The sequence below is a fragment of the Synechocystis sp. PCC 7339 genome (assembly GCF_019924095.1).
Lineage (GTDB): Bacteria > Cyanobacteriota > Cyanobacteriia > Cyanobacteriales > Microcystaceae > Synechocystis.
Genome location: NZ_CP063659.1, coordinates 243,736 through 268,200, shown reverse-complemented (window position 1 = coordinate 268,200; position 24,465 = coordinate 243,736). Strand labels below are relative to the sequence as shown.

Annotated in this window: 20 protein-coding genes; 13 read left to right on the top strand and 7 right to left on the bottom strand. The window is 47.1% G+C overall.

The window, feature by feature from the left end; genetic code table 11:
- Nucleotides 1–125: 125 nt before the first annotated feature.
- On the top strand, nucleotides 126–599 hold the full coding sequence (tsaE, locus tag IQE94_RS01265) for a tRNA (adenosine(37)-N6)-threonylcarbamoyltransferase complex ATPase subunit type 1 TsaE (RefSeq protein ID WP_212715619.1): 474 nt from the start codon (nucleotides 126–128) through the stop codon (nucleotides 597–599).
- A 60-nt stretch (nucleotides 600–659) separates the two neighbouring features.
- Here the strand turns inward: tsaE and IQE94_RS01260 are convergent, their stop codons facing one another.
- Nucleotides 660–1,490 carry a sirohydrochlorin chelatase gene (locus IQE94_RS01260; RefSeq protein ID WP_223342542.1) on the bottom strand — a complete coding sequence of 277 codons (831 nt, stop codon included), beginning with the start codon at nucleotides 1,488–1,490 and terminating at the stop codon, nucleotides 660–662.
- 257 nt (nucleotides 1,491–1,747) lie between these two features.
- Here IQE94_RS01260 and IQE94_RS01255 point away from each other — a divergent pair, with 257 nt between their 5' ends.
- The 3 genes from IQE94_RS01255 to IQE94_RS01245 all read left to right on the top strand — a co-directional run bounded on the left by IQE94_RS01255 (nucleotide 1,748) and on the right by IQE94_RS01245 (nucleotide 3,984).
- Complete coding sequence (locus tag IQE94_RS01255) at nucleotides 1,748–1,948, top strand: translation initiation factor IF-2 (protein ID WP_190599627.1); 201 nt, start codon at nucleotides 1,748–1,750, stop codon at nucleotides 1,946–1,948.
- A 167-nt stretch (nucleotides 1,949–2,115) separates the two neighbouring features.
- The gene (gene psbV / locus IQE94_RS01250; RefSeq protein ID WP_212715618.1) at nucleotides 2,116–2,598 is read left to right on the top strand and encodes a photosystem II cytochrome c-550; all 483 of its coding nucleotides are present in this window, start codon (nucleotides 2,116–2,118) and stop codon (nucleotides 2,596–2,598) included.
- Between the two features lie 225 nt (nucleotides 2,599–2,823).
- Nucleotides 2,824–3,984, top strand: a complete 1,161-nt coding sequence (locus tag IQE94_RS01245; protein ID WP_223342541.1) for a serine hydrolase — start codon at nucleotides 2,824–2,826, stop codon at nucleotides 3,982–3,984.
- 216 nt (nucleotides 3,985–4,200) lie between these two features.
- Here IQE94_RS01245 and IQE94_RS01240 read toward each other — a convergent pair whose 3' ends face one another.
- The 3 genes from IQE94_RS01240 to rpsP form a co-directional block, all read right to left on the bottom strand.
- Nucleotides 4,201–6,375, bottom strand: a complete 2,175-nt coding sequence (locus IQE94_RS01240) for a glutamine synthetase III (protein ID WP_223342540.1) — start codon at nucleotides 6,373–6,375, stop codon at nucleotides 4,201–4,203.
- 197 nt (nucleotides 6,376–6,572) lie between these two features.
- A complete protein-coding gene (locus tag IQE94_RS01235; RefSeq protein WP_190599632.1) occupies nucleotides 6,573–6,929 on the bottom strand; it encodes a KH domain-containing protein in 357 nt (118 codons plus the stop codon).
- 40 nt (nucleotides 6,930–6,969) lie between these two features.
- Nucleotides 6,970–7,218 carry a 30S ribosomal protein S16 gene (rpsP, locus tag IQE94_RS01230; RefSeq protein WP_212715612.1) on the bottom strand — a complete coding sequence of 83 codons (249 nt, stop codon included), beginning with the start codon at nucleotides 7,216–7,218 and terminating at the stop codon, nucleotides 6,970–6,972.
- A 289-nt stretch (nucleotides 7,219–7,507) separates the two neighbouring features.
- On the opposite strand from rpsP, the gene IQE94_RS01225 reads away from it, so the two are divergent.
- A complete protein-coding gene (locus IQE94_RS01225; RefSeq protein WP_223342539.1) occupies nucleotides 7,508–8,854 on the top strand; it encodes a hemolysin family protein in 1,347 nt (448 codons plus the stop codon).
- Here IQE94_RS01225 and IQE94_RS01220 read toward each other — a convergent pair.
- From IQE94_RS01220 to IQE94_RS01210, 3 genes are read right to left on the bottom strand one after another with little or no spacing between them, the layout of a single operon-like run.
- Nucleotides 8,851–10,122 carry a hypothetical protein gene (locus IQE94_RS01220; RefSeq protein WP_223342538.1) on the bottom strand — a complete coding sequence of 424 codons (1,272 nt, stop codon included), beginning with the start codon at nucleotides 10,120–10,122 and terminating at the stop codon, nucleotides 8,851–8,853. The genes IQE94_RS01225 and IQE94_RS01220 overlap by 4 nt on opposite strands.
- The gene (locus tag IQE94_RS01215) at nucleotides 10,115–11,053 is read right to left on the bottom strand and encodes a radical SAM protein (protein WP_223342537.1); all 939 of its coding nucleotides are present in this window, start codon (nucleotides 11,051–11,053) and stop codon (nucleotides 10,115–10,117) included. Before IQE94_RS01215 ends, IQE94_RS01220 begins: the two co-directional genes overlap by 8 nt.
- 26 nt (nucleotides 11,054–11,079) lie before the next feature.
- Nucleotides 11,080–11,430 (bottom strand): phage holin family protein, encoded by a 351-nt coding sequence (locus IQE94_RS01210; protein WP_212715606.1) that lies wholly within the window; start codon nucleotides 11,428–11,430, stop codon nucleotides 11,080–11,082.
- A 295-nt stretch (nucleotides 11,431–11,725) separates the two neighbouring features.
- Between IQE94_RS01210 and IQE94_RS01205 the strand changes: the two genes are divergently transcribed.
- The 8 genes from IQE94_RS01205 to IQE94_RS01170 all read left to right on the top strand — a co-directional run bounded on the left by IQE94_RS01205 (nucleotide 11,726) and on the right by IQE94_RS01170 (nucleotide 24,413).
- Entirely contained in the window at nucleotides 11,726–13,432 is a 1,707-nt protein-coding gene (locus IQE94_RS01205) for a TrkA family potassium uptake protein (RefSeq protein ID WP_212715604.1), read from the top strand.
- 493 nt (nucleotides 13,433–13,925) lie between these two features.
- Nucleotides 13,926–15,005: a fatty acid desaturase gene (locus IQE94_RS01200; RefSeq protein WP_212715602.1), complete on the top strand. Its 1,080-nt coding sequence runs from the start codon at nucleotides 13,926–13,928 to the stop codon at nucleotides 15,003–15,005.
- A gap of 44 nt (nucleotides 15,006–15,049) precedes the next feature.
- On the top strand, nucleotides 15,050–15,769 hold the full coding sequence (locus tag IQE94_RS01195; protein WP_212722381.1) for a hypothetical protein: 720 nt from the start codon (nucleotides 15,050–15,052) through the stop codon (nucleotides 15,767–15,769).
- Nucleotides 15,770–15,783: 14 nt separating this feature from the next.
- Complete coding sequence (locus IQE94_RS01190; protein ID WP_223342536.1) at nucleotides 15,784–16,872, top strand: aromatic ring-hydroxylating dioxygenase subunit alpha; 1,089 nt, start codon at nucleotides 15,784–15,786, stop codon at nucleotides 16,870–16,872.
- Nucleotides 16,856–17,755: a ferritin-like domain-containing protein gene (locus IQE94_RS01185; RefSeq protein ID WP_212715600.1), complete on the top strand. Its 900-nt coding sequence runs from the start codon at nucleotides 16,856–16,858 to the stop codon at nucleotides 17,753–17,755. Before IQE94_RS01190 ends, IQE94_RS01185 begins: the two co-directional genes overlap by 17 nt.
- A 12-nt stretch (nucleotides 17,756–17,767) precedes the next feature.
- A complete protein-coding gene (locus IQE94_RS01180; RefSeq protein WP_223342535.1) occupies nucleotides 17,768–19,006 on the top strand; it encodes a P-aminobenzoate N-oxygenase AurF in 1,239 nt (412 codons plus the stop codon).
- Between the two features lie 194 nt (nucleotides 19,007–19,200).
- A complete protein-coding gene (locus tag IQE94_RS01175; protein ID WP_223342534.1) occupies nucleotides 19,201–23,955 on the top strand; it encodes an EAL domain-containing protein in 4,755 nt (1,584 codons plus the stop codon).
- Nucleotides 23,956–24,065: 110 nt separating this feature from the next.
- Nucleotides 24,066–24,413, top strand: a complete 348-nt coding sequence (locus tag IQE94_RS01170; RefSeq protein WP_249213842.1) for a YtxH domain-containing protein — start codon at nucleotides 24,066–24,068, stop codon at nucleotides 24,411–24,413.
- Nucleotides 24,414–24,465: the final 52 nt, after the last annotated feature.

Genomic DNA, 24,465 nt, shown 5'->3' with positions numbered 1-24,465 from the left:
TACAGATTGGCTCTAATTAGATACAAAGCTTAACAAATTTTGGTAGGACTAGGGGTCAACATTTTCCAGACGGGCCGATCCCCATCAAACTTGTCCAATGCCTTTAAAATTTCTCCCATTTGCCGATGAATGAAAACTCTATGCAATTTTTTCTTCCCGACTTAAATGCGACCCATCAATGGGGGCAACAATTGGCTCAACAGTTACCCCTGGGCACCATCATCTTGTTGCAGGGGGATTTGGGGGCCGGGAAAACCAGCTTAGTCCAGGGCCTTGGTAGGGGGTTGGGCATTGTGGGGGAAATTGTCAGTCCCACTTTCACCATTGTTAATGAGTATCGGAAAGGCAAGATGCCTCTTTACCATCTGGATTTGTATCGGCTTAATTCCCTTGAAGTCGAATATTTATACCCAGAACAATATTGGCAGGGGGAAGATTTTCCCTTGGGGATTACCGCCGTGGAGTGGCCGGAAAGATTACCCCAACTACCAAACCAGTATTTGCAAATTCAACTATGCCACCAAGGGGAAGGGCGGGCCATCACCCTGACAGCCGTGGACTGGGCCGTGGACTTGAAAGATCTATTGTCCCCTAGGTGAACTACTCCTGCCTACTTGTCGCAGTCAACTGCGTGCGAGGAAGGGGAATTCCCGCTCGTATCAATCAAAACGCTGTAGCTCCGTGGCAATTAACTGGGCCAGCAATGGTTGGGGCCCTAGAGGTTCCCCTAATTTAAGACGGAGCCGACCATGGACTGATTGGAGTTGCTCTCGCTCTTGCCTGATTAGGTCTGTTAATCCTCCGGCAAATAAAAAGTAAGGCAAAATCACCACTTCCCCCGCTGTCTTAATTTCCCTCAGGACAGTCCCCAAACTGATGCCCCCTTTCCAATAGGCCGCCCTGGCTCCTAGTTTTTCCGCCACAGTGGCGATCGCCAAATTACCACCGGCCCGTTTGCTACCGTGGGCTAATAAAATTCTTTCGGCCTGGGGTTGGGTTTGGTACTGGGTAAAACACTTGTCGAGCAGAGCTGGTAGCCAGGGATAAACCCCTAAAATTGGTAAGCAATCAATGGAAATGTCATTACCCAATAAGGCCTGGGCTTGGGCAATTTCCCGGGGTAAGTCTTCGCAGGTGTGCACCCCCATGAGTAGGAAGAGGGGCATAACGGCAATTTTTTTCACCCCTTGGGGAATCAAATCCCTAGCAAGGTTAACCAATTGTTGATGGAGGGGCAGGGCTTGGGCTTCCAAACTGGAGCTAAATACCTGGACTGGGGACTGGGAAGTACTTTCCTGGCTAATGGTGATCAACGTCCCCCCAAGGTAACTTCCCAAAGTTGCCATGCCATGGCGTTTGATCAGGGCCTTTTTTCCTGCGGCGGAACGGGGGCGCAGAAACTGACTCACTAGATAAGTTAGGCGATCGAGGGCGATCTGGGGACGGGGATCACGGCTACCGTGGGCAACCAACAGATAGGCGATGGACAAAGCTTGTTGGGGGGTAAAAGGGGCTTAGCTTCATATATCTTAATCAACATTTCCCTGCCCTGGGGTGGCGATTTTAACCAAATTTGGCTCTATCCCCCCACGAAAACTGCAAATTTCGACTTAATCTCCCCCGGCAATAGCGCCCTGCGTAACAAATCTCTGGGAGATCGCCGGAGGGAGGCTGTGGCAAAGGGAACTTACAATGGCATGATGGTTATACCACTCAATCTTTCGGTAAACCATAGCAATAAAATTTTATGGGATTTGCGGATCTGTCGATTCAGTCCATTGCCACGGAGTACGATCTGACTGTGCAATCGGTCTTTGACCTGTGCGACCAACTCGGCATAGCCTACAAAAACCAAGAAACTAATCTGGCCCTGGAGGATGCGAAGGCGGTAATTATGCAAATTTTGCACCGTCAACAATCAGCCGCTGGGGAAGGGGACAATTTCTAGTTCCTAACACTGTCAGACCATTGCTATGGCTCCTATCACCATACTGACCGATCAAAAACCCTCGATTTTCTTGGCACACTTGATTAAAACCCTATTTTTAAAAAAAGATTGAGAATTGACCGATTACCTTTCTCACCCCTTATACCAACAGTTTGAGGAGAACCTTTGTGAAACGCTTTTTTCTGGTGGCGATCGCCTCTGTCCTATTTTTGTTTAACACCATGGCCGGCAGTGCCAATGCGGTGGAGTTGACCGAAAGCACCCGCACCGTTGCCCTAGATGAGGCCGGTGGCACCACAACTTTAACCGCCCGCCAGTTCACCAACGGCCAAAAGATTTTTGTGGACACCTGTACCCAATGTCACCTCCAGGGTAAAACCAAAACTAACAATAACGTCAGTTTAGGTTTGGTAGACTTGGCCGGTGCTGAGCCCCGTCGGGATAATCTCTTGGCCTTGGTGGAATATCTCAAAAATCCCAAGAGTTATGACGGTGAAGATGACTATTCGGAATTACATCCCAACATTTCCCGTCCCGACATCTACCCAGAAATGAGAAACTACACTGAAGATGACATCTTTGATGTGGCTGGTTACACTCTCATTGCCCCCAAATTGGATGAACGGTGGGGTGGTACTATCTACTTCTAAACCTACGGGGAATTTTGTTTGTAAAAAAATTAGTTTAATTAGTTTCCCTCTAAATTCCCCAAGTTTGGAGGCAGTTTACGAACAAAGTTTTAACGGTGAATATAAAACTCCATAAAAACGCAGAAGATCTTCCACTCAAAACTGAGGGGAGGTCTTTTTTAATTAATATTAAACCCTACTAAATTTTTTGATCGCCGTTTCTCTCCATCCTATTAGGGATAATGTATGGAACTTAATCTCAAACGTCGTGGATTTTTAGCAATTTTAGCCGCTTCTGCTTGGCTGGGGAGCCAAAGATGGAAAGGTTTGACCAATCCGGCGATCGCCACTGATTTAGAAGTCGATTCCTCCTTATCCAAAGAAATTTTAGCTATCCTCCAGCAAGCCCAACAGGAATACGGTCTTTCCGCCCTGCTGTGTGGAGTGTGGCAGGGAGAAAAAACAATCATTTCCACGGCGATCGGTCATTCCCAAACCAATGTGCCTGCTACCACTGTTATGCATCTCCGGGCTGGGGGAGTTACCATAACCTGCATTTGCTTGGTGCTATTGAGATTGGTGGATCGGGGCATAGTTAATTTAGACGATCCTGTGGGCCGTTGGTGGCCAGAGTTACCAAGGGCAGAAAAGGTTACCCTCCAACAATTAGCCAATTCCACCTCTGGTTACCCAGACTTTGAACAGGATCAAACCTTGATCGACGCCAACAACTATAATCCTTTCCGCCAGTGGAAAACCCAGGAATTGCTAGATATTGCCTTTGCTACTCCTCTTCTGTATGAACCGGGGGAAAGTTGGAATTATTCCCACACAAATTTTGTTGTTTTGGGGCAACTATTGCAAAGGATTACTGGGCAATCCATACAGGAATTACTAGAGCGGGAAATTTTTGCTCCCCTGGGTTTAACTAACAGCAGTTATCCCCATACCAGCGAAATCCCGGCTCCGGTACTACATGCTTTTAGCAAGGATAGGGACGTTTTTGAAGATTCTACCTATTGGAATCCTTCTTGGACTTCCTACTCTGGGATGATGATTTCCACCCTGGGGGATCTCGGTTTATTAGCCCTGGCGATCGCCAAAGGTACTCTGCTCTCTCCCCAAGCGGCCCAAGCCCAAATTGCCCCCACCACGGTGGGTTTAGGTCGGAATAGACCGGATCTTTATTATGGTCTGGGCATTATCTATGCCAATGGTTGGCTAGTGCAGAATCCCCGTTTCGGCGGCTACAATCTGTTTTTTGCAGCCCTGCCTTCCCAGTCCCTGGCCATCGTTGTGAGCACCACCATCGGACTCCATTCCTCTGGCCAAGCCCACAGCACTTTAGTTGGCCGGCAATTAATACAATATTTAACGCCCAACCATCCCATCCCTAACTTTGGCTAGGGCATCTTTGAAACGAGAACGAATTTGATAATCTTGCCAACTTTTGGAGGATTTTACTTCTAATTTTGCCATCGCTAACTTTTTGCTTGGGATCTGCAAAACATCAAATAACCCCCCAACTCTCCTATGGCTAAAGTCAGGGGGCTTTCCAAATAAATCTTAGATTACTAACAGTTTTTCACTGTCAGCAACCATTGCCTATTAAATAGTACTTGACTATTTGATAAACAACATTTCTTGATAGGTAGGCAAGGGCCAAAACTCATCTGCTACTTCTGCTTCAATGGCATCGGCAGAAACCCGCACCTCGTCCATTAATGGCTTTAGGGTTTGGGCGTAGTATTGTAGCTCTTCCTCTGTTGAAGCAAAACCATGCTTTTTGCTGGCATGGCTCAATTTATCAACGGCATTCATCATGGTGTTGGTTAAGTCCGCAATGGTTTTAGCGCTGTTTTTATCCAGGTCAATCCCCATACTTCCTAAGCTGGCGATCGTCGATGAAAGTTTGGCTAAATATTCAATGGCAGCGGGGTAAATCAACGTTTTTGCAATGCTGATGACGAGCTTGACCTCCACATCAATAGACTTAATGTATTGCTCCGCATACACTTCAAAGCGGCTGGCTAGTTCAACCGGGGTTAAAACACCAGTGCTTTCAAAGAGGTCTTTGATGTATTGCTCCTTGAGCACGGGGAGGGCATCGGCGGTGGTGCGGAGGTTAGACAGCCCCCGTTCTTCCACAGCCATTTTGTGCCATTCCTCGGAATAACCATTGCCCCCAAAAACGACGGCACCGTGGGCATTCATCACTTCTTTGAGGACGGTGAGAATGGCGGTATCAAGGTCTAAGCCTTTGCCTAATTCACTTTCCAGGCGATCGCCAATCCAAGCTAGGGAATCCGCCAACATGGTGTTGAGGACAATCAAGGGTCCGGATACTGACTGACTAGATCCCACCGCCCGAAATTCAAAGCGGTTGCCGGTGAAGGCAAAGGGAGAGGTACGGTTACGATCACCAGCGTCCTTACTTAGGGCGGGGAGCACGTCAACGCCCAGATCCATTACCCCTTTTTGTTTAGACTCCACAATGGAACCGGTTTTGATTTGTTCAAATACCTCTTCGAGTTGGGTGCCGAGATAAACCGACATAATTGCCGGGGGAGCTTCGTTGGCCCCTAGGCGGTGGTCATTGCTGGCCGTGGCGATCGCCGCCCGCATCAGAGGGCCATACTTATGGACACCCCGGATTACTGCACCGCAAAAGACCAAGAATTGGGCATTATCATGGGGTGAATCGCCGGGATCGAGCAAATTACCCTGGGTGGAGTTGCCCACTGACCAGTTGACGTGCTTGCCGGAACCATTGATGCCAACAAAGGGCTTTTCGTGTAATAAACAGACAAAGCCGTGTTTTTTGGCGGTATTTTTCAACACGGTCATTAACAACTGTTGGTGGTCGCTGGCCACGTTAGCCGCTTCAAAAAAGGGCGCAATTTCAAACTGACCAGGGGCAACCTCGTTATGGCGAGTTTTGGCAGGAATGCCCAATTTATAAAGGGTTTCCTCCACATCCTGCATAAAGACCTGCACCCGCTCGGGAATGGCCCCAAAGTAATGGTCATCAAACTCTTGGCCCTTGGCGGGGGCTTTGCCAAATAAAGTCCGGCCGGCTAAGAGTAAATCGGGACGTTGGCTAGCAAAATTGGCATCAACGAGGAAATATTCCTGCTCCGCCCCACAACTGGAATTGACATGGGCTATATTTTCATTGCCTAAAAGTTTGAGCACCTTATTGGCCGCTTTATCCATGGCGGCAATGGAACGCAACAAAGGCACTTTTTTGTCCAATGCTTCCCCTGTCCAGGAAACAAATACCGTAGGAATACAGAGGGTGGAACCATTATCTGTTTCCATAATGTAGGCGGGACTAGTTACGTCCCATCCCGTGTAGCCCCTGGCCTCAAAGGTATCCCGAATGCCACCATTAGGAAAAGAAGAGCCATCCGGTTCCCCCTGCACCAAAACTTTGCCGGAAAACTCCGAGATGACATTGCCGTCTCCTTGCACGGAAATAAAGCCATCATGCTTTTCCGCCGAGAGGTTAGTCATGGGGTAAAAAACGTGGGCGTAATACAAAGCTCCTTTGCCCATAGCCCAATCCCGCATGGCCGTGGCCACCGCATCGGCGATCGTCGGATCCAGCTTTTCCCCGGTGACAATGGTATTTTTGATGGATTTGAAGACACTTTTGGGGAGGCTCGCCTGCATTTTACTCAGGTTAAAGACGTTATCCGCCCACAGGTCTTCTAGACGGGGTGACTCTTTTGCAGGTAAGGGTTTCTGGTTGATGATTTGATGCACTGCTTGGGCGCGGGCCGCATTTCCACTCATTGGCTTAAATCTCTACTTCGGAGTTTACAGACCCTCCAATCATACGCAAGACATTTTTTTCAAATAGACAATATAGATACAAAAACAACGACCCATTCCTTTCCTCCCAAGGGGAGACGGAAACGAGCCGAGGCTATAAATCCAAAATATGAAGAAATATTACAAAAAAGTCGTGGTGCCTAAAAAACTAGTCTCCCCTAGTAGCGATTAACGGACTCTCCCCGACTGCGGGAACGACGTACAGGGGCCGGGCCAGCAGAGGAGCGACGGCGGCGCAGGGGAGTGGATTTCCCAATGGAATCGGTGGCGTATATTTCTAGGAAGGCCGACTGTTGCACCTGGTCGGCGGCAGTGGTGAGCAGGGTGCGAATGGTTTGCAAACTCCTTCCCCCCCGGCCGATGAGTCTTTCCCGGTCTTCGTCCCCTAGGGCTAAGCGAATCCAAACTCGGCTATTTTGTCGAAACACCTCACAGTCCACCTTCAGGTCATCGGGCTTTTCCAAAAAGGGGCGGACAAGAAACTTGACCAATTCAACGTAGTTTAGGGTAGTCACAGGGGGCAAACGTTGGTAAACACCAAGGAAAAAACCGGCACTAAGCCTTTAGCTGTTCAAAAACCTGGGCTTTGGTCAAAATGGAGCGGACGGTGTCGGTGGGTTGGGCCCCTTCTTTCAATCTTTTGACGATCGCCGGTACATCAAGGCGGGTTTCATCGGTGCGGGGATTGTAGAAACCTAATTCTTCCAGGGGACGACCATCCCGACGGCTGGTGCTGTGCATGGCGACGATCCGATAGCTCACTTCACGTTTCTTGCCAAAGCGTTTCAGACGGAGTTTAATCATACTAACTAAAAATAAATTGGGAAAAATTTCGCGTTTATCATTCTAACCTATTTTTCGGGGCCAGAATTTTTCGGGGCGTAAATTGTCAGAGGGACGGATCAATCCCCAAACACGGCCATGGGAACCGAGTTTGCCCAACGGAGTCAAGGATTGTGGGCCTTTCTCTGGGAACAAACTGAATCCAGAGCACAGACAGTCGGGATGTTTTCTTCTATGATTGATGGTTGTCGCTAGCCACTCCCCACCGACTTTATCCCCGGCCTACCGGATTCATATCCCTAAAAATTGAATGTTTTCCTCTTCTGTTGAGCTGGAACTTTTTTTCATCTTCGTTTTGGTGGTGTTAAATGGAGTTTTTTCCGGCTCGGAAATTGCCGTCGTCTCAGCTCGCAAGGTTCGTTTGGAACAGTTGGCAAAGCGGGGTAATCACAAAGCAAAGCTAGCGCTGAAGCTGGCCACAGCCCCCAATAATTTTTTGTCGGCGGTCCAGATTGGCATTACCCTGATTGGCATTTTGAGTGGTGCGGTGGGAGGCGCAACGGTGGCTCTGCGGCTGGCGGATTTTCTTAACAATATTCCCCTGCTGGCTCCCTACGCTAGTCCCCTCAGCATTGCTTTGTTGGTGGGATGTATCACCTATCTATCCCTGGTAGTGGGAGAGTTGGTGCCCAAGCGTATTGCCCTCAGTCATCCAGAAGAAATTGCCTGTGGGGTGGCTCCAGCTATGAATTTAGTGGCCAAGCTCACCGCTCCCTTGGTCTATCTTTTGGGCCTTTCCACCGATGGAGTACTGCGGCTGTTTGGCATCACTAGCAAGGAAGCTAGCCCCATTACCGAAGAGGAGATTCGGGTCATGATTGAACAAGGGGCCCAGGCCGGCATGATCGACGAGGCCGAACAGGAAATGGTGGAACGGGTTTTTCGTTTGGGGGACCGCCCGGTTAAAACGTTAATGACTCCCCGCACGGCGATCGCCTGGTTGGATGTGGAGTCGGACTGGGCGGAAAATCAACAGGAAATCCTCGATACTCCCTATTCTCGCTTTCCGGTGGGTAGGGACAGCCTGGACGAATGTTTAGGATTTGTACGGGTGAAGGATATTCTCAATAGTCAATGGTCGGGGCAAAAAATCAACCTGGAGGAAATTGTTCAGCCTCCCCTATTTGTGGCAGAAAATACCCGTTCCCTGAATGTGTTGGAAATGTTCCGGGCCTCTGGTATCCATTTGGCTTTAATTACGGACGAATATGGTGGCATTGAAGGCCTAGTCACCCTCAATGACCTGATCGAGGCGATCGTGGGCAGCATTCCCAATGACGACGAAATTCAAGAGCCCCAAATTATTCAACGGGAAGATGGTTCCTACCTGCTCGATGGCCTATTGCCCATTGATGAATTTAAGGAAATTTTCGACCTTGAAACCCTCTCCAACGAAGAGGAAGGGCATTATCATACCCTAGGGGGCTTTGTGATTGAAAGCCTAGGTAAAATTCCCCAATCAGGAGAATATTTTGTTTCCGATACCCTACGGGTGGAAGTGGTGGATATGGACGGCATCCGCATTGATAAAGTATTGATTAGTCAGTTACCAGAGGATTCTTCTACAACAGAAGAAGAGCCTCAAACAGATGATTAGAATTGTCTTTCTGCATAAATCACAAAATCATCAATAACGTATTTACTAGGATTTTTATAGTTGAGATATTCCCATTTTACTTTATCCATTTGTGGTTGTTCTGGAAGATTACCTAGGATAAATTTTTTAAAATTCTCCTTGCTGCTAGTTCGCTTGCCAGTTGAAGTCAAGTATTTGTAAAAGATTAGTTGTAGACCGAGAGAATCTAATAATGTATCAATTAAGTACCGTTCTTTATCTATGTTTTCATCAGGATAAGTGTCAAACATTTTATAAAATTTGTTTCCCTGAACAACCAACAAAACCCTACCTTCTGATCGCAAACATTGTTTAAAAATTGATCGATAAATATCAAAAGATTTACTTCTATCTTTTCCTTGATAGAAAAAACAATGGGCAATGATAATTAAATCGAAGAATCCCCTGGGCAACTTAGAAGAATAATTGTCATAATCGAAGATATTGACTGTATTAAATTGATAAAAAATATTGGGGGGCAATTTAAGGCTATCAAGATATTGACGCCAAAACTGTAGTCCTCTGTACTGTAAATTGCGTTGTTTTTCTAGGGAGTAATAAGAACAGGTAAAATTAGCAATTTCTTGATAATCAGCCAAAGACTCTAAAAAGAGGGATAAACCAAACAACATCGTAGCGGGGCCAGCGGCGATGTCAAGAATTTTCAGATTTCTCTTTAATTGACCAGATTGATAGATAAAAAAATAGGCGAGATAACTACAATAAACGTTATCCAAAAAATATTTGATGAAATAAACATGGGGACTAAAAGCTTTATCATAGGTTGGATCAATTCCTTTTTTCAATCCATTTAAATCTCGATAAGCCTCCTTAATTTTTTGCTTAACTTGATTCTTGTTCAAGTCGACGGCATCAATGATTTTTTCTAAAAAAATCACTAATTCAGTCTCTAATTTTGTAAAAATAGACTCTTCAATTCCTGTACATTCTATTTTGTGACCATCGTGGTCAATTAAATGAAAAGCACTATTAATTTTTTGTATTAACTTTTGTTGTGTGGTAAATTTTTGCCTAGCTATAGTGGCAGTACGTCCAGGCAAATAATCACTATTTTGCTTGGTTTGTCCCTGGTTTTCCAAGAACAATCTTTCCAACAAAGTTAATTTATATCCCTGTTTTTTTCTTGCTAAAATTAAATGTTGAGCTAACTTACGATTTCCTTTGGCAATTTCCGCTTTGATAATCTGCAATTGCCATAAACTTTTGACAAATTGAATCGGTTTAATCATAACCAAATCCTTCCCTACCTTCAAAAATTTCTACGCCATAGCATTGGTTGATCAATTCTAGTCTGTTGAGTAGATTATGATAATTGTCATCTTCGTTTTGATACCACCATTCATATTTTCTTTTTAGTTCTATTGCCTTGGCAGGGGTGGCGGCTTTTAGAGATTGATTTTGACTGCTGTGAAATGGCTGTATAACTATTCTGTCAACTGTGGCTAATTGTTCAATAAATTTCGCTAAATCTTCATCGTAGGAAGGCAGCAGTGGGGTCATAGTAACGGCGAATTTGATTTTATAATCATCATCAGAAGGAAGTTGATGCCTAAGTTTTTCCACCGTCTGTAGGCGAGCTTTAACACTGGGAGAACGATTTTCAAAATCTTTTCTTACTCTTTCGCTAGCAGTAGGAATGCTGATATTAATTCTTAGGTTATGAAATTGACGTAAAAGGTCAATATCTCTCACCACCATGGGACTGCGGGTTTGTAAAACTAACACAGGTTGATACTTAATTAAGACCTGTAGAATTTTTCTGGTGATCTGTACTTTTTGCTCAATGGGTTGATAGGGATCCGTTACACTACTCATATAGATCCGAATCGGACGATCGTATTTTTTGCTAGTTCGCTCTAGTTCATGTACTAATAATTCTGCTGAATTTTCTTTTACCATTACCCAGTCTCCCCAATTGGCTTTTAGCTGAGTATTGGGACTAAAGGCAGAAGCGTAGCAATAGTCACAACCAAACTGGCAACCGCGATAGGGATTAAGAGTAAAATCATAATCCTGGATAAAACCAGTGGCTTTATTGAGGAGAGATTTAGCTTGGTTAATGGTAACTTGCAAAATTTTTTCCTCGAACAATTTCAATTTTTGCAATATATAAACAAGAACGGTGACGTTAAAATCAACCCCACCGCCTTTACTAGACACTCTAGAATCCTAATCTCACATTTGGACTAGCTACCGATGGGTAGTAATTGAAAGAGCAGGGAGTTGATAAATCCCAGCAAAATGGCTCCAATGAGGGCGCTCCAAAAACCCCAACGGAGGCTGAAGCCATCCACAAAGGCCGCGGCGAGGGCAAAAATGATGGCGTTAACTACGGTGTAGAACAGCCCAAAGGTGAGAAAAATTAGGGGAAAAGTGAAAAATGTTAGTATTGGACGTACTAGGGCATTGAGTAAACCAATGACGACGGCGGAAATGAGGGCTTTTTTGAAGCTAGAAATCTCTACCCCTGTGGGCAGTTGGGCAATGATGAGGAGACTGACTGAGGTAACAATCCAGACGATCAGTAGTTGTAACATTTTCCCTCCGTTGGTAATTACAATGACGGACTAGAACAATGCTCCCATCTTAAACGTTGGCCGTAATGGTTGAAGGATCAGTTTCAGTACGTCTTTGGCGCTATGGCGATCGCCAGTGGGGACAAAATGATTGAACGGTGACAGTTTTGCTAGCGATGTCTGGGGAGAATGGAGAAAATGAAATGGCTGGGTTAGCAAAGTGCCGTTTGGTGAGTTTGATCAGTTCCAGAGGCTCTGGGACAGGGCTTCCCGTTGGCGACGTTTTTTGTTCAGGTTCCCATTTTTTTAGGACGTTATGAAACCGCACATCGTCGTTTGTGGGCTGGGACAAACGGGTTATCGAATTTTCAGTCTGCTCAAACAACAGGGAGCGGAGGTGATTGGCATTTCCGATCGCCCCATACCAGGGGAAAATCCCAGCAATATTGTGGTGGGGGAACTGAGATCCACCGTTACCCTAACTAAGGCCGCCATCCACACCGCTCAAACCTTAGTGCTAGCCACCAGTGACGACGCCCTGAATCTGGCTATCCTGACCCAGGCCCGCATTCTCAATCCCCGCATTCGCATTGTTAATCGTTTGTTTAACCATGCCCTGGGCAAACGCTTGGACAGCACTTTACCAGACCACGTTAGTTTAAGTGTTTCTGCCCTGGCGGCGCCGATTTTTTCCTTTGCGGCTTTGGGCAATCAGGCGATCGGGCAATTGCGTTTGTTTGACCAGACTTGGCCCATCCAAGAAATTATCATTGACCAAGACCATCCCTGGTTCAATTTACCCCTGGCAGACTTATGGGATGACCCCAGTCGGATGTTGATCTATTATCTGCCGGCCCATAGTGAAACAGATTTAATCGGCGCAGTGGTGGATGGGCTAACTTTGCAAGCTGGGGATCATTTGATTGTGGGTCAAAAACCCCAACCCAAGGCCAAAAGGCGATCGCCTTGGCGCAAAGTTTCCAAACTAATTACCAATCTGCGGGAATATCAGCGCTACGTCCAACAGGTGATGTGGGTAGTGCTGTTTTTGTTGTTGATGATTTTTCTGGCCACATTCACCTACGTTTCCATTGACCAACATATTGCCCCAGTAGATGCGCTGTATTTTTCCGTTGGTATGATTACCGGGGCCGGTGGCAAGGAAGAAGTGGCGGAAAAGTCCCCCGATATTATCAAAGTGTTCACAGCGGTGATGATGATAGCTGGGGCGGGGGTGATTGGCATTTGCTACGCCCTGCTGAATGATTTCATCCTCGGCAGTCGCTTTAGTCAGTTTTTGGATGCCGCCAAGTTACCCGATCGCCATCACATCATTATTTGTGGGCTGGGGGGCGTGAGCATGGCCATCATTGAAGAGTTAATTCACCAGGGCCATGAAATTGTGGTGATTGAAAAAGATACCGATAATCGTTTTTTGCATACGGCCCGCTCCCTGGGGGTGCCAGTAATTGTGGAAGATGCCCGCCTGGAAAGAAGTTTAGCCTGTGCCAATATCAACCGAGCCGAAGCCATTGTGGTAGCCACTAGTAACGATACAGTGAATTTGGAAATTGGCCTGACCGCTAAGGCGATCGCCCCTAGTTTGCCGGTGGTGTTGCGCTGTCAGGATGCCCAGTTTAGCTTGTCCCTGCAGGAAGTATTTGAATTTGAAACGGTGCTTTGTCCAGCGGAATTGGCCACCTATTCCTTTGCGGCGGCGGCCCTGGGGGGCAAAATTTTGGGCAACGGCATGACCGATGATCTGCTTTGGGTAGCCCTAGCGACCTTAATCACTCCCAACCATCCCTTTGCTGACCAATTGGTGAAAATTGCGGCCCAAAAATCAGATTTCGTTCCCCTTTATCTAGAACGAGGTGGCAAAACTATCCATAGCTGGGAATTGTTGAGCACCCATCTCACCTCCGGGGATGTATTGTATCTAACCATGCCCGCCACTGCCCTGGAGCAACTTTGGCGATCGCCCCATGCCACCGCCGATCCCCTGGACTCTTTTTTGGTTTAGCATGGGGAAACGGAATCCTGTGCTCGGCCCAAGGGCGATCAAGAAAGAACATTTTACCTACGTTTAATGTTTTTAAATTAGACAACAGCAGAGGTACATTTTTCCGAAAAATCAAACCAAATAAAATAGCAACATCAGCTTAATTTATAGCTAGATTTTACTTCTCAACAATGCTAAAAAAGGGTGAGTAGAGACAACAACTTTAGATTATTGCTTAGTTATTGCAGTAGTTCACTGGCACCGGCTCTGGATGACTTCATCATTCCCTTCAATGTATGTTTAAAAAGTCTTCTTACTACTCAATTTTGAAAAAAAACCAGATACAGTGCTTCTCCTATTGCTGGAGCTTGAACGGGTTGATGGGGAGCAGGCGATAACTTTGTCAACGGTCTGCTATTTTGAGTAAATTTTTAGATTCCCTCGGTGCTGGAGTTTTTTTTGGTAGTTAATAGCGGTATAATGTGGGAGTTTTTTATCTATTTAAAATTTATAAATGTTAACAGCGGAAAGAATTAAATTTACCCAGAAGCGGGGGTTTCGTCGGGTACTAAACCAACGGGTTGATGCCTACTTTGCCGAGCATGGCCTGACCCAAAGGGATAACCCCGCCATGTATCTGAAAACCCTGATCATCGTGCTCTGGTTGTTTTCCGCTTGGGCCTTTGTGCTTTTTGCTCCAGTTATTTTTCCGGTACGCCTCCTCGGTTGTGTGGTTTTGGCGATCGCCGTCGCGGCCTTTTCCTTCAATGTCGGCCACGACGCCAACCATAACGCCTATTCCTCCAATCCCCACGTGAATCGGGCCTTGGGCCTGACCTACGACTTTGTCGGGTTATCCAGTTTTCTTTGGCGCTATCGTCATAACTATTTGCACCACACCTACACCAATATCCTCGGCCACGACGTGGAAATCCACGGGGACGGAGCAGTACGCATGAGTCCTGAACAGGAACATGTTGGCATTTATCGTTTCCAACAATTTTATATTTGGGGCTTATATCTTTTTATTCCCTTTTATTGGTTCATTTATGACATTTATCTAGTGCTGAATAAAGGTAAATACCATGACCATAAAATCCCTCCTTTTCAGCCCCTGGAATTAGCTAGTTTATTGGCTATTAAAGTGCTTTGGCTAGGTTATGTTTTCGGTTTACCCCTGGCCCTAGGCTTTTCCATTCCTGAGGTATTAATTGGTGCTTCTGTCACCTATATGACCTACGGCATTGTGGTCTGTACTATTTTTATGCTGGCCCATGTGTTGGAATGCACCGAATTTTTAACCCCCGACGGTGAATCCGGTACCATTGATGACGAGTGGGCTATTTGTCAAATTCGCACCACGGCCAATTTTGCCACCACTAATCCCTTTTGGAACTGGTTTTGTGGAGGTTTAAATCACCAAGTTACCCACCATCTTTTTCCTAATATTTGTCATATTCACTATCCCCAGCTAGAAAATATCATTAAGGATGTTTGCCAAGAATTTGATGTAGAGTACAAAGTTTATCCCACCTTCAGAGCGGCGATCTCCTCTAACTATCGTTGGCTAGAGGCCATGGGCAAACCATCGTGACCTTCCCCAGAGATTGAGGTGAGAAGGCAAAATTTTTCAAATCCATGATTGAAGCCTTTCTGTTGCCCGCCGACCAAATCCCCGCTGCCGACCAACGGTTAATGTTGGCATTGCTCCAAACCCACTTTGAGGGGCCCCATTGGCCGCAATTTCAAGCAGACCTGGTGGATAAGGATTGGGTGATTTTACTCAAATTGGCTGGGGTGTTGAAAGGCTTCACCACCTTTGGCTTCTATCCAGCCCAGCGGGAAGGTGAAACCGTCAGAATTGTCTATTCCGGTGACACCATCACCGATCCATCTATGTGGTCTAATCCTGCCTTAGCTAAGGCTTGGACAAAGGCCATGCAAATTCTCCATGGGGCCAGGCCAGAAAAACTTTATTGGCTCCTGATTTCCTCCGGTTACCGTACCTATCGGTTTTTGAGCATTTTTGCCCAGGAATTCTATCCCCACTATCTCCACCCCACTCCCCCGCCTGTACAAAATTTTATCGACCAGCTAGCCCAAGAAAAATTCCAAGGCAACTATGACCCCATTTTGGGCATTGTGCGCTTACCCCAGCCCCAAGTATTAACCCCTAACCTGCGCCAGGTGCCCACGGAAAAATTAGGCGATCGCCATGTGGAGTTCTTTTTGCAAAAAAATCCCGGTCATATCCAGGGGGATGAGTTGGTTTGTTTGGCTGAGGTGTCAACGGAAAATTTGACCAAAGCAGGACTAAGAATTTGGCATTCCAGCTATGCTGTAAATATCTTGAGCTAATTGGTCTGACCACCGTGGTCTTCCTGCCCAAACCGCACTCTCCCAAAGTTTTTAATCAGCCCCAGCGCTTTGTGGCCGGTTGGTATTGGTTACTGCGCTCCAAACAATTAAAACGGGGCCAGGTTAAAGCCGTATTTTTATTGGGCAAAGATTTGGCGGTTTACCGCACTGACAGCGGCAGAGTGGTGGCGGTGGATGCCCATTGTCCCCACATGGGGGCCCATTTAGCGGAGGGCAAGGTGGAAGGGGAAAGTTTACGTTGTTTTTTCCACAATTGGCGGTTTGATCACGATGGACAATGCGTGGAAGTACCCTGTTTAGGGAAATCATTGCCGCTAAAAATTACTACCTGGCCAGTGACAGAAGCCTATGGTTTGATTTGGCTCTGGACTGGGACTGAACCTAGTCAAACTTTACCTATACCGCCGGAGTTGGCTGATCAAAAAGTGGCCAGTGCCTTAGGTAAAAACTTTACGAAAGCTTGCCATCCCAATGTGGTGATGGTTAATGCCATTGATGCCCACCATTTCAATACAGTGCATAATTTCCCGGTGGAAATCAACTTCAAAGCCGAGATTATTAATCAAAGCATGATTAATTTTGCCAACACCACCCAGGGGGGCAATGATTCCCTTTTTGTGCGTCTGATTAAACCCTTTTACCGGGAAGCGGGCACCTATAATTTATCCTACTGGTTTGGTAGTACGGGGACGGTGACATTGGGGCCAGACTTTTTGCATTTTTATCTTATGTTCACCTTGCGCTTAGGCGAGAATGGGCAAACGGAAGGGCAAACAATTTTGTTGACTAAGCATCACCCTGGGCTTTGGGGCTGGTTTTTTAATAACATTATTCTTTGGCTAACTAATCTGGTGGGCAATTATTTTGCGAAGGGAGATACCAAGATTTTTGAGACCATTAAATTCGCACTCAAAACGCCTTTAGCAGAGGATAGATCAATTCTTGAATTTATCCACCATCTAGAAAAGCAACCAATCCTTCATTGGGAAACTTGGCAACCATTAGATGAAAAAAAATTGCCATCTGCCCCGGCAGTAACTAACCACAATGGAGGGGTAAAAATCCATGACCCAATCCATTAGTGGCTTTACGCTCCCCTCGACTGCCCCCGGCGATCACCTACAGCGAATTCTCAATTCAGCCTTAAATCGACCAGGGGAGAAGGATACTGTTGACCATGGCCAGCCACCATATTGGCCCGCCGAATATTTTGGTTTAAACCAAGTGACCCTGTTTCAGCAGGCCAGTGCCGGAGAACAGGACACAATTTTGGAGATCGCCAACCAGGACTTGCTGACGGAAATTTATTGGGTAGAACAAGCAGGCATGGGCTATATGGCCAAAATGATCCTGCTAGCAGAAAGTAATGAAGAACGAATTTTGTACAGTTTATTTGCCGCCGATGAAGCCCAACATTTATGCCAAATTGAACAATTTTTTCAGCAAAAGCCAGAATTTAATCAGGATAGTTTTTTATCTTTTATGGGGCAATTATTGGAGTCTAACGATAAAGCTCTGTTGTTAACCATGGTGCAAGTGGTACTAGAAGGTTGGGGTCTGAGCCATTACCGTTCCCTGGCTAGCCATTGTCAAAATGATCGTTTAACTGCAACCCTACAAAGCTTTTTGGCTGCTGAAGCCCGCCACCACGCCACGGGAGTCCAGCAATTACAAACTTGGTCATACGATCAACTCAGTCTAGAAAATATTTACCAAGCCCTCAGGGAATTTCTGCACATGGTGCAGGTGGGGCCCCAACGATTGGTTCAAGCAGTGGAACAGGGCAGAGGTTATTTATCCCCTGGCGATCGCCGACAAATCTTTACTGAATTAAAAACGGAAGTGCAGAGCCAAAATAAACTCAATCTTTTGCGTTCCTTAATGGCCCACGGAGTACCACCAAAAATTTTATCTTGCCTGGAAGAACAACAATGTTTTGTCCCCTATGCCGCTGAATTGTGCTAGAGAATGTGTCCCATGTCAACCACTGTCAATGCCCTCCATAAGTCTAGTAATCCTCCGCCATCTCTGTTAGCAAAGGATAGCAAAACCCGTAAAAAATTAGAGCTTAATTATCGTCGGGCTAAGCAAACAGATCATAGTCCAGCATTAGATCAATTAGCTGAGCAATTTGATTATCAGCAATGTCGAAGCCAATACTGGCAAGCTCCAGAATTTTCCCTCCTCTATGGCACTCCCCTGTGGGACCAAGCTAGTGCAGATCAAAAACTTATCCTCAACCATCTTTACTGGGTGGCTTACTACAGCCAAATTATTGCGGCGGAAGTGGCTACCATTTATTTCAATCAAACCAGCGCCACGGGTCTCTATCCCCTGACGGATTTTCGCTTAGTTTGTGACACCCTAGATCTGGAAACTTCCCAAGAACGGTGCCATATCCAGGCTTTTCAGACAGTGATTGACCAAGTGGAGCAAATTCTCTTTGGCGGCCATCTATTTGGTCAGCCCCGGCGATCGCCATTTCGGGAAACGATGATTTTTGCCAACACAAATTGGTTTAAAAATTGGTGGAAGGGTCTGCAACTCCAGGGCTTTGGTTTACTGTCTGCGAACAATGCTTTTTTAGCTTGCCAATATCTCACGGTACGGGGATTGCGGACCTTGAATGGCAAATTAGTGCAGCACAAACTTAGTCACTTTTACCAACAACAGGAAGCAGAACGGAACTCGATCCCGACCCAAATTTCCTATTACCATTTTCTCGACGAAAGCTTTCACTTCAATACCTCCACCATTTTGTCCCACGATGTTGGACGCCTCCTTCCCGCTCCCACTGCCTTTGAGCGCCAACTAGTCAACTTGGGCATTAGGGGATGCCAAAGGGATCACTACCATGTATCCGCTGCCATCAATGGAATTTTTTGGTACGACCCTGCCCTGTACGGCATCATTGCTAAACTCCTCACATCGCCTTTATTCAGTCTTTCTGCCCAGGAATGTGAGGCCATGCTTTGGGCCTGTTTCGCCCAAGAAACGGAAGGGTTGCACCTCAGTTTTCAAACTCACCAAGAAGCCTGGTTATCCTACCAAGCATACCTAGACCCCCTAACGTTTGTAGACCAGGCGAATAAATCTATGGCTCTGATGAAAGGCAATTCCATGGAACGTTATTTAAAACTCCAGTGCAGAGCATTGCAAAGTTTTTTTAAACAAACTCTTTCCCCTCCGCCTCTCCCAAGGCAAATTAAAGGGTAGTGCTACCATCAAAAATTAAGCAAGTTTTGTTTAAACTGATGGTGTGGGGAAGTCTATAAACTTTCGCACTCTAATGCTTCAATGCTTAACACAAACCAATTTCTCCCTCTGATTGAGCCACAGGAGGGGAGGTACTGCTGTTCAAGATGGTAGCTCCGGCATTTTTCCCTGGGTAATGTATCCCCAACTTCCCGATGTCTATCATTTCTCCCCCCCCGTCTTCTACTTTTCGCCACCATGGGCGGGGTTTTTGGCGAAAATTAATTTTATCTGGTCTAGTTTTTTTAATTATCCTGGGGGGATTGGGGGTGGCCCGCTGGCGCATGGAAAAAGTTGGTGAACAGATGCGTCAAGATTTACTAGAACAAGTTGAAATGGTTTCCTCCAACCTTAATCCCCAACTGTTCCAGGAACTTACCTTCACTACTGAGGATCTAACGGCTCCCCATTTTCAAAGACTGCACAATCAGATGATGGCCTATGCCCAGACCTTTGATAACCGCAGTATCTACACCATGGTGAGGCGGGGAGGAAAAATTCTCTTTGGCCCCGATAGTCTTAATTCTGGGGATTTGCTGGCTAATTTCCCCGGGGCTGTTTACCAAAACCCTCCAACGGCCATCAGGCAATTATTCGAGCCCCCGGCCAAAAAGTTAATTATTGGCCCCTACCAGGGTGAACGGGGTAATTTTGTCTCGGCCTATGCCCCCATCCTTCAGCCTCGCTCCCCAAAGATTTTGGTAATTGTCGCCATAGATATTGAAGCCAGTCAGTGGAAAAGTCAATTACGGGAGAAAATTTGGGCCCCTTTGCTTTTTTCCCTAGGATTAATTGTTGTAATTCTGGGGGGAGATTATCTACTGCAGTGCCGCCACCGTTGGGGGAACAGATTTATTGTCAATCAAGGAGAAGCTCTGGCCATGGCGATCGTGGGCCTATGTTTAAGCATAGTTACCATGGCCTTGGTGGAAGAAAACACTCTCCTAGTCAGCCAAAGTGATTTCAACCAAGTTGCCATTCCCCGGGCCACTCTGTTCGCCCAAAGGCTTTGGGAGTTGCAAAATTATGGCCTTTCCAGCCTGACTAGTTTTATTGAATCTAGTGAGGAGGTCACCCGTTCGGAGTTTACCCGTTTTACCTGGCCGATGGTTAGGCAATCTAGTATTCAGGCTTGGGAATGGATTCCTAAGGTTTTAGCAGCGGATAAGCCAGAGTTTGAGCGGCAAGCTCAAGAAGAAGGCTTAAAAGATTTTCGCATTTTTGAAGTTGATCGCCAGGGGGAAATGGTTCCAGCCCGAGGGCGGGATTTCTACTACCCAATTTTTTATGCAGAGCCCTTAGGGGGCAATGAAATGGCCCTGGGGTTTGATGTCAGTTCTAGGGGGCCCTCCAAAACAGCTTTGGATAATGCCCTAAAATCTGGACTTCCCAGTGCCACTAATCCCCTTACCCTTGTCCAAGAGATGGAAGAACAGAGGGGCGTTGTGGCCTATGCCCCAGTTTTTGCCGGCGGTAAGGTGGAAAATTCCCCCATGGGAGTGGCGGCGGTGGTGATCAGGCTAGATGCATTTTTGCGGCAAACCTTTGGAGAGATCAGCTTTGGAGATAACTCCCTGGAGTTGGCATGGTTAGAACTTGATACGGAGTTAGCGCCCCAACTGCTAGCCTCATCTTCCCCTCCCCCTTTCTCCATCAGTCGTTGGCAAGGGGAACAGGCAGGGCACGATCACCCGAGGCTATTTCAGACTTATCCCGTCTTTATTTTCGGTAAAACCTACGCCCTTTTGCTCTGGCCGGGGCCGGACTTTAACCAAAAACAGGCTGAGCGAGCGGCCCTGATCACATTTGTCATTGGCACAGGCATCACTGCCCTGATTACCATCATTGTGTCTATTGTCACCAACAGTCAGGCCAATCTCACCCACCAAATCAGGCAAAGAACTAAGGAATTACGGGCAACCCTGGGGCAGTTGCGAGAAAGGGTCAAGGAAATGGATTGCCTGGTGGCGATCGCCCAGATGGCCCAACAGCCGGATTTAGTTTTAGAAGAATTTTTGCAAAACACGGTGGAACTTTTGCCCCTGGCTTTCCACCACGATAGGCTGGCTTCTGCCCGCCTGACCTGGGGCAATTCCCTCTACCAAACCACCGATTATCAAAAGACCAATTGCTGTTTGATCGTTGATTTTCAGACGGAACATTTCCACCAAGGACGTTTGGAAGTCTGCTACAGCGAAGGAAGGGAGTTTTTGTCCCAGGAGGAACAGTTACTCAGTACCATTGGCCAATTCCTCAGCCGTTTTCTAGAATCCCATTACACCGAAATTGTCCTGGAAAGAAACGAGCGCAATTACCGGGAAATTTTTAATTCTACCCACGAAGCCATCTTTATCCAAGACCCCCAAACTGGAGCGGTGGTCGATGTTAACCAATCCATGCTCACCATGTACGGCTACGTCCACAAGGAGAGTGTGATAGGGCGTTCGATTCTGGATTTTAGTGCCGATAAACCGGGTAAGACCGAAGTGGAGATAGAGAAAAAAATTCGCCAGACAGCCAATGACGGACTACAAATGTTTGAATGGCTAGCCCGCAGACAAAACGGCAGTGTTTTTTGGGTGGAAGTATCCATTCAGCCGACGGTCATTGATGGTAAAGCTCGCCTGCTGTCGGTGGTGCGGGACATTAGTGAACGCAAACAAAACCAGCGCCGCATCGAGCATTTGTCCCGCCTTTATGCTATCCTCAGCCAGGTTAACCGGGCCATCATCGAAAATCGAGAACGGGACGATTTATTCCGGGCCATCTGTGACGTGGGGGTAAAAGTGGGCAAATTTCCCCTGATCTGGTTTGGGTTGATTGACCCCGAAAGCCAAGCTGTGATTCCCTACATTGCTGGCGGCCACACTACCGCTTACCTAGACAGTATCCACATCACCATCCGAGATGAACCCGCTGGCTGGGGCCCTGCTGGTACGGCCGTGAGAGAAAGAAGATTGGTGATCTGTTCCGACATTATCCAAGATCCAAATATGGCTCCCTGGCGCAGTGGTGCACTACGCTATGGTTTCCTCTCTGCTGCCTCAGTGCCCATCTGGGAAGCTAGACAGGTAGTGGCAGTATTAACTTTGTATTCCCAGGAAGCGGAATTTTTCACCGCAGATGAACAGGGACTGCTCCAGGAAATTGGCGACAATATTTCCTTTGCCCTGACGGCCATTAGATCGGACAAAAGTAAGCAGACGGCCCAGCGACTGTTGGCGGAAAATGAAGAAAGATTGAGGCTGGCCCTAGAGGTGGCGAACCAAGGCTTTTACGATCTCAACTTACAAACTGGGCTGGCAGTGGTTTCTCCCCAGTACGCTCAAATTTTGGACTACGACCCAGAAAACTTCCAAGAAACTCTTCAACTTTGGCTGGGGCGCATTCATCCCCAGGACCGGCAACGGGTGGAGAAAAAATATAACAGTTACATTGGAGGTAAGATTTCCCGTTACGAAGTGGAGTATCGGCAACAGACCATGACCGGGCAATGGAAATGGCTCCTGTCCCTGGGGAAAATTGTCGAATGGGATGCCCAGGGTAAACCCCTGAGAATGTTGGGGATTTTGACTGACATTACGGAGCGCAAACGGGCGGAAGCCCAGATTAAAACCCTGGCCTATTACGATCCCCTCACGGCTTTGCCCAATCGTCGCCTATTGTTGGACCGAGCTACAAATGCCCTGGCCCTGGCCCAACGATCCAAACATTATGGGGCGGTGATGTTGATTGATTTAGACGGTTTTAAAACCCTTAACGATGCCCGGGGCCATGACAGTGGCGATCGCCTGTTGAAAATGGTGGCCAAAAGATTAGCGGATAACCTACGGGATTCGGATACGGTGGCCCGATTGGGGGGAGATGAATTCATTGTGTTGTTGCCGGAATTGTCCCATGACCAGGAACTAGCGGCCCGGTTGGGGTTGGGGGTGGGGGAAAAAATTCGCCGGGCTTTGGCCAACCCTTTTACCCTGGAAACCGAACAGGTTCAGATCAGCGGCAGTATTGGCATTACCCTCTTTCCCAAAGTCAATGAAACAATTGCGGATTTGTTTAAGGAAGCAGACACGGCCATGTACCAAGCTAAAAAGGCTGGCCGCAATAAGGTCTGTTTGTTTGAGTCGCAAATGCAGTTGGAAGTGGAGTCTCGCTTTGCTCTGGAAGCAGATCTACGCTATGCCCTGGAGAACAAGGAATTCCGGGTTTATCTCCAACCCCAGGTGAACCACCATGGAGTGTGGGTCGGAGCCGAAGCCTTACTGAGGTGGCACCATCCTACTCGGGGGTTCATTTCGCCCAATCTTTTCATTCCCATTGCGGAGGAGAATGGCCTGATTTGCGATATTGGAGACTTTGTGTTGGAGGAGGTGGGCCAATATTTAGCTCGGCTACAAAACCTTGGTTCTAGGCTCCACATTGCAGTTAACGTCAGCCCGCGACAATTTCGCCAGCCCAGCTTTGTGGATGATATGAAAGCTCTTTTGGCCCGCATTGCCATTGATCCTTCCCTTTTAACCCTGGAGGTGACGGAGGGGCTGATTGTGGAGGATACCCGCCAGGCGATCGCCACCATGTTTGAGTTGCAAGCTTTGGGTGTACATTTTTCGGTGGATGATTTTGGCACCGGCTATTCTTCCCTGGCTTACCTGAAGCAGTTACCTTTGAATGAATTAAAAATTGATCGCATTTTTGTCCAGGATGCCCCCACGGATTTGAACAATGCGGCGTTGGTGGAAGCAATCATCGGGGTGGCCCGTAACTTTAACCTGGCAATCATTGCGGAAGGGGTGGAAACCAAGGAACAGGTTGATTTTTTGGCCGAGCGGGGTTGTCATCTCTTCCAGGGTTATTTCTATGGCCGACCGATGGCGATCGAAGAATTTCATACCCTTTTACAAATTGATTAGAAATTGCCCACTGTTGTCAGAAAATCTGCCATGGCCCAACTCCACCAAAAATCCCGACAGCATTTTCTCCCTGTCCACTAGAATGGGGGAAATTCTTTTTGCGGGGGAACATGGCCAGCAATAACAAAGGTGGCGCTCTGTTGGCAGGCATGGTAATTGGTGGTTTAGTGGGATCGGTGACGGGGCTTTTGTTGGCCCCCCGTTCCGGTAAACAGACCAGACAACTGTTGAAAAAATCCGCTGACGCCCTTCCCGATTTAGCCGAGGATTTGGCCACCACCCTGCAATTGCAGGCGGACTATCTTTCCGAAGCCACCCAACGTAACTGGCAGGACACCCTAGAACGGTTAAAGGAGGCGATCGCCGCTGGGGTGGAAGCAACTCAGACAACCGTGGTGTCAGAGCCGGAACTAAAACCCAGGGACATTACAGCGGAAACCACTTTGGCGGATAACTAGTTTTCATTGATGCTTCCTTTGGTTAATCCTTAGGTAACTAACCTAGAATTTT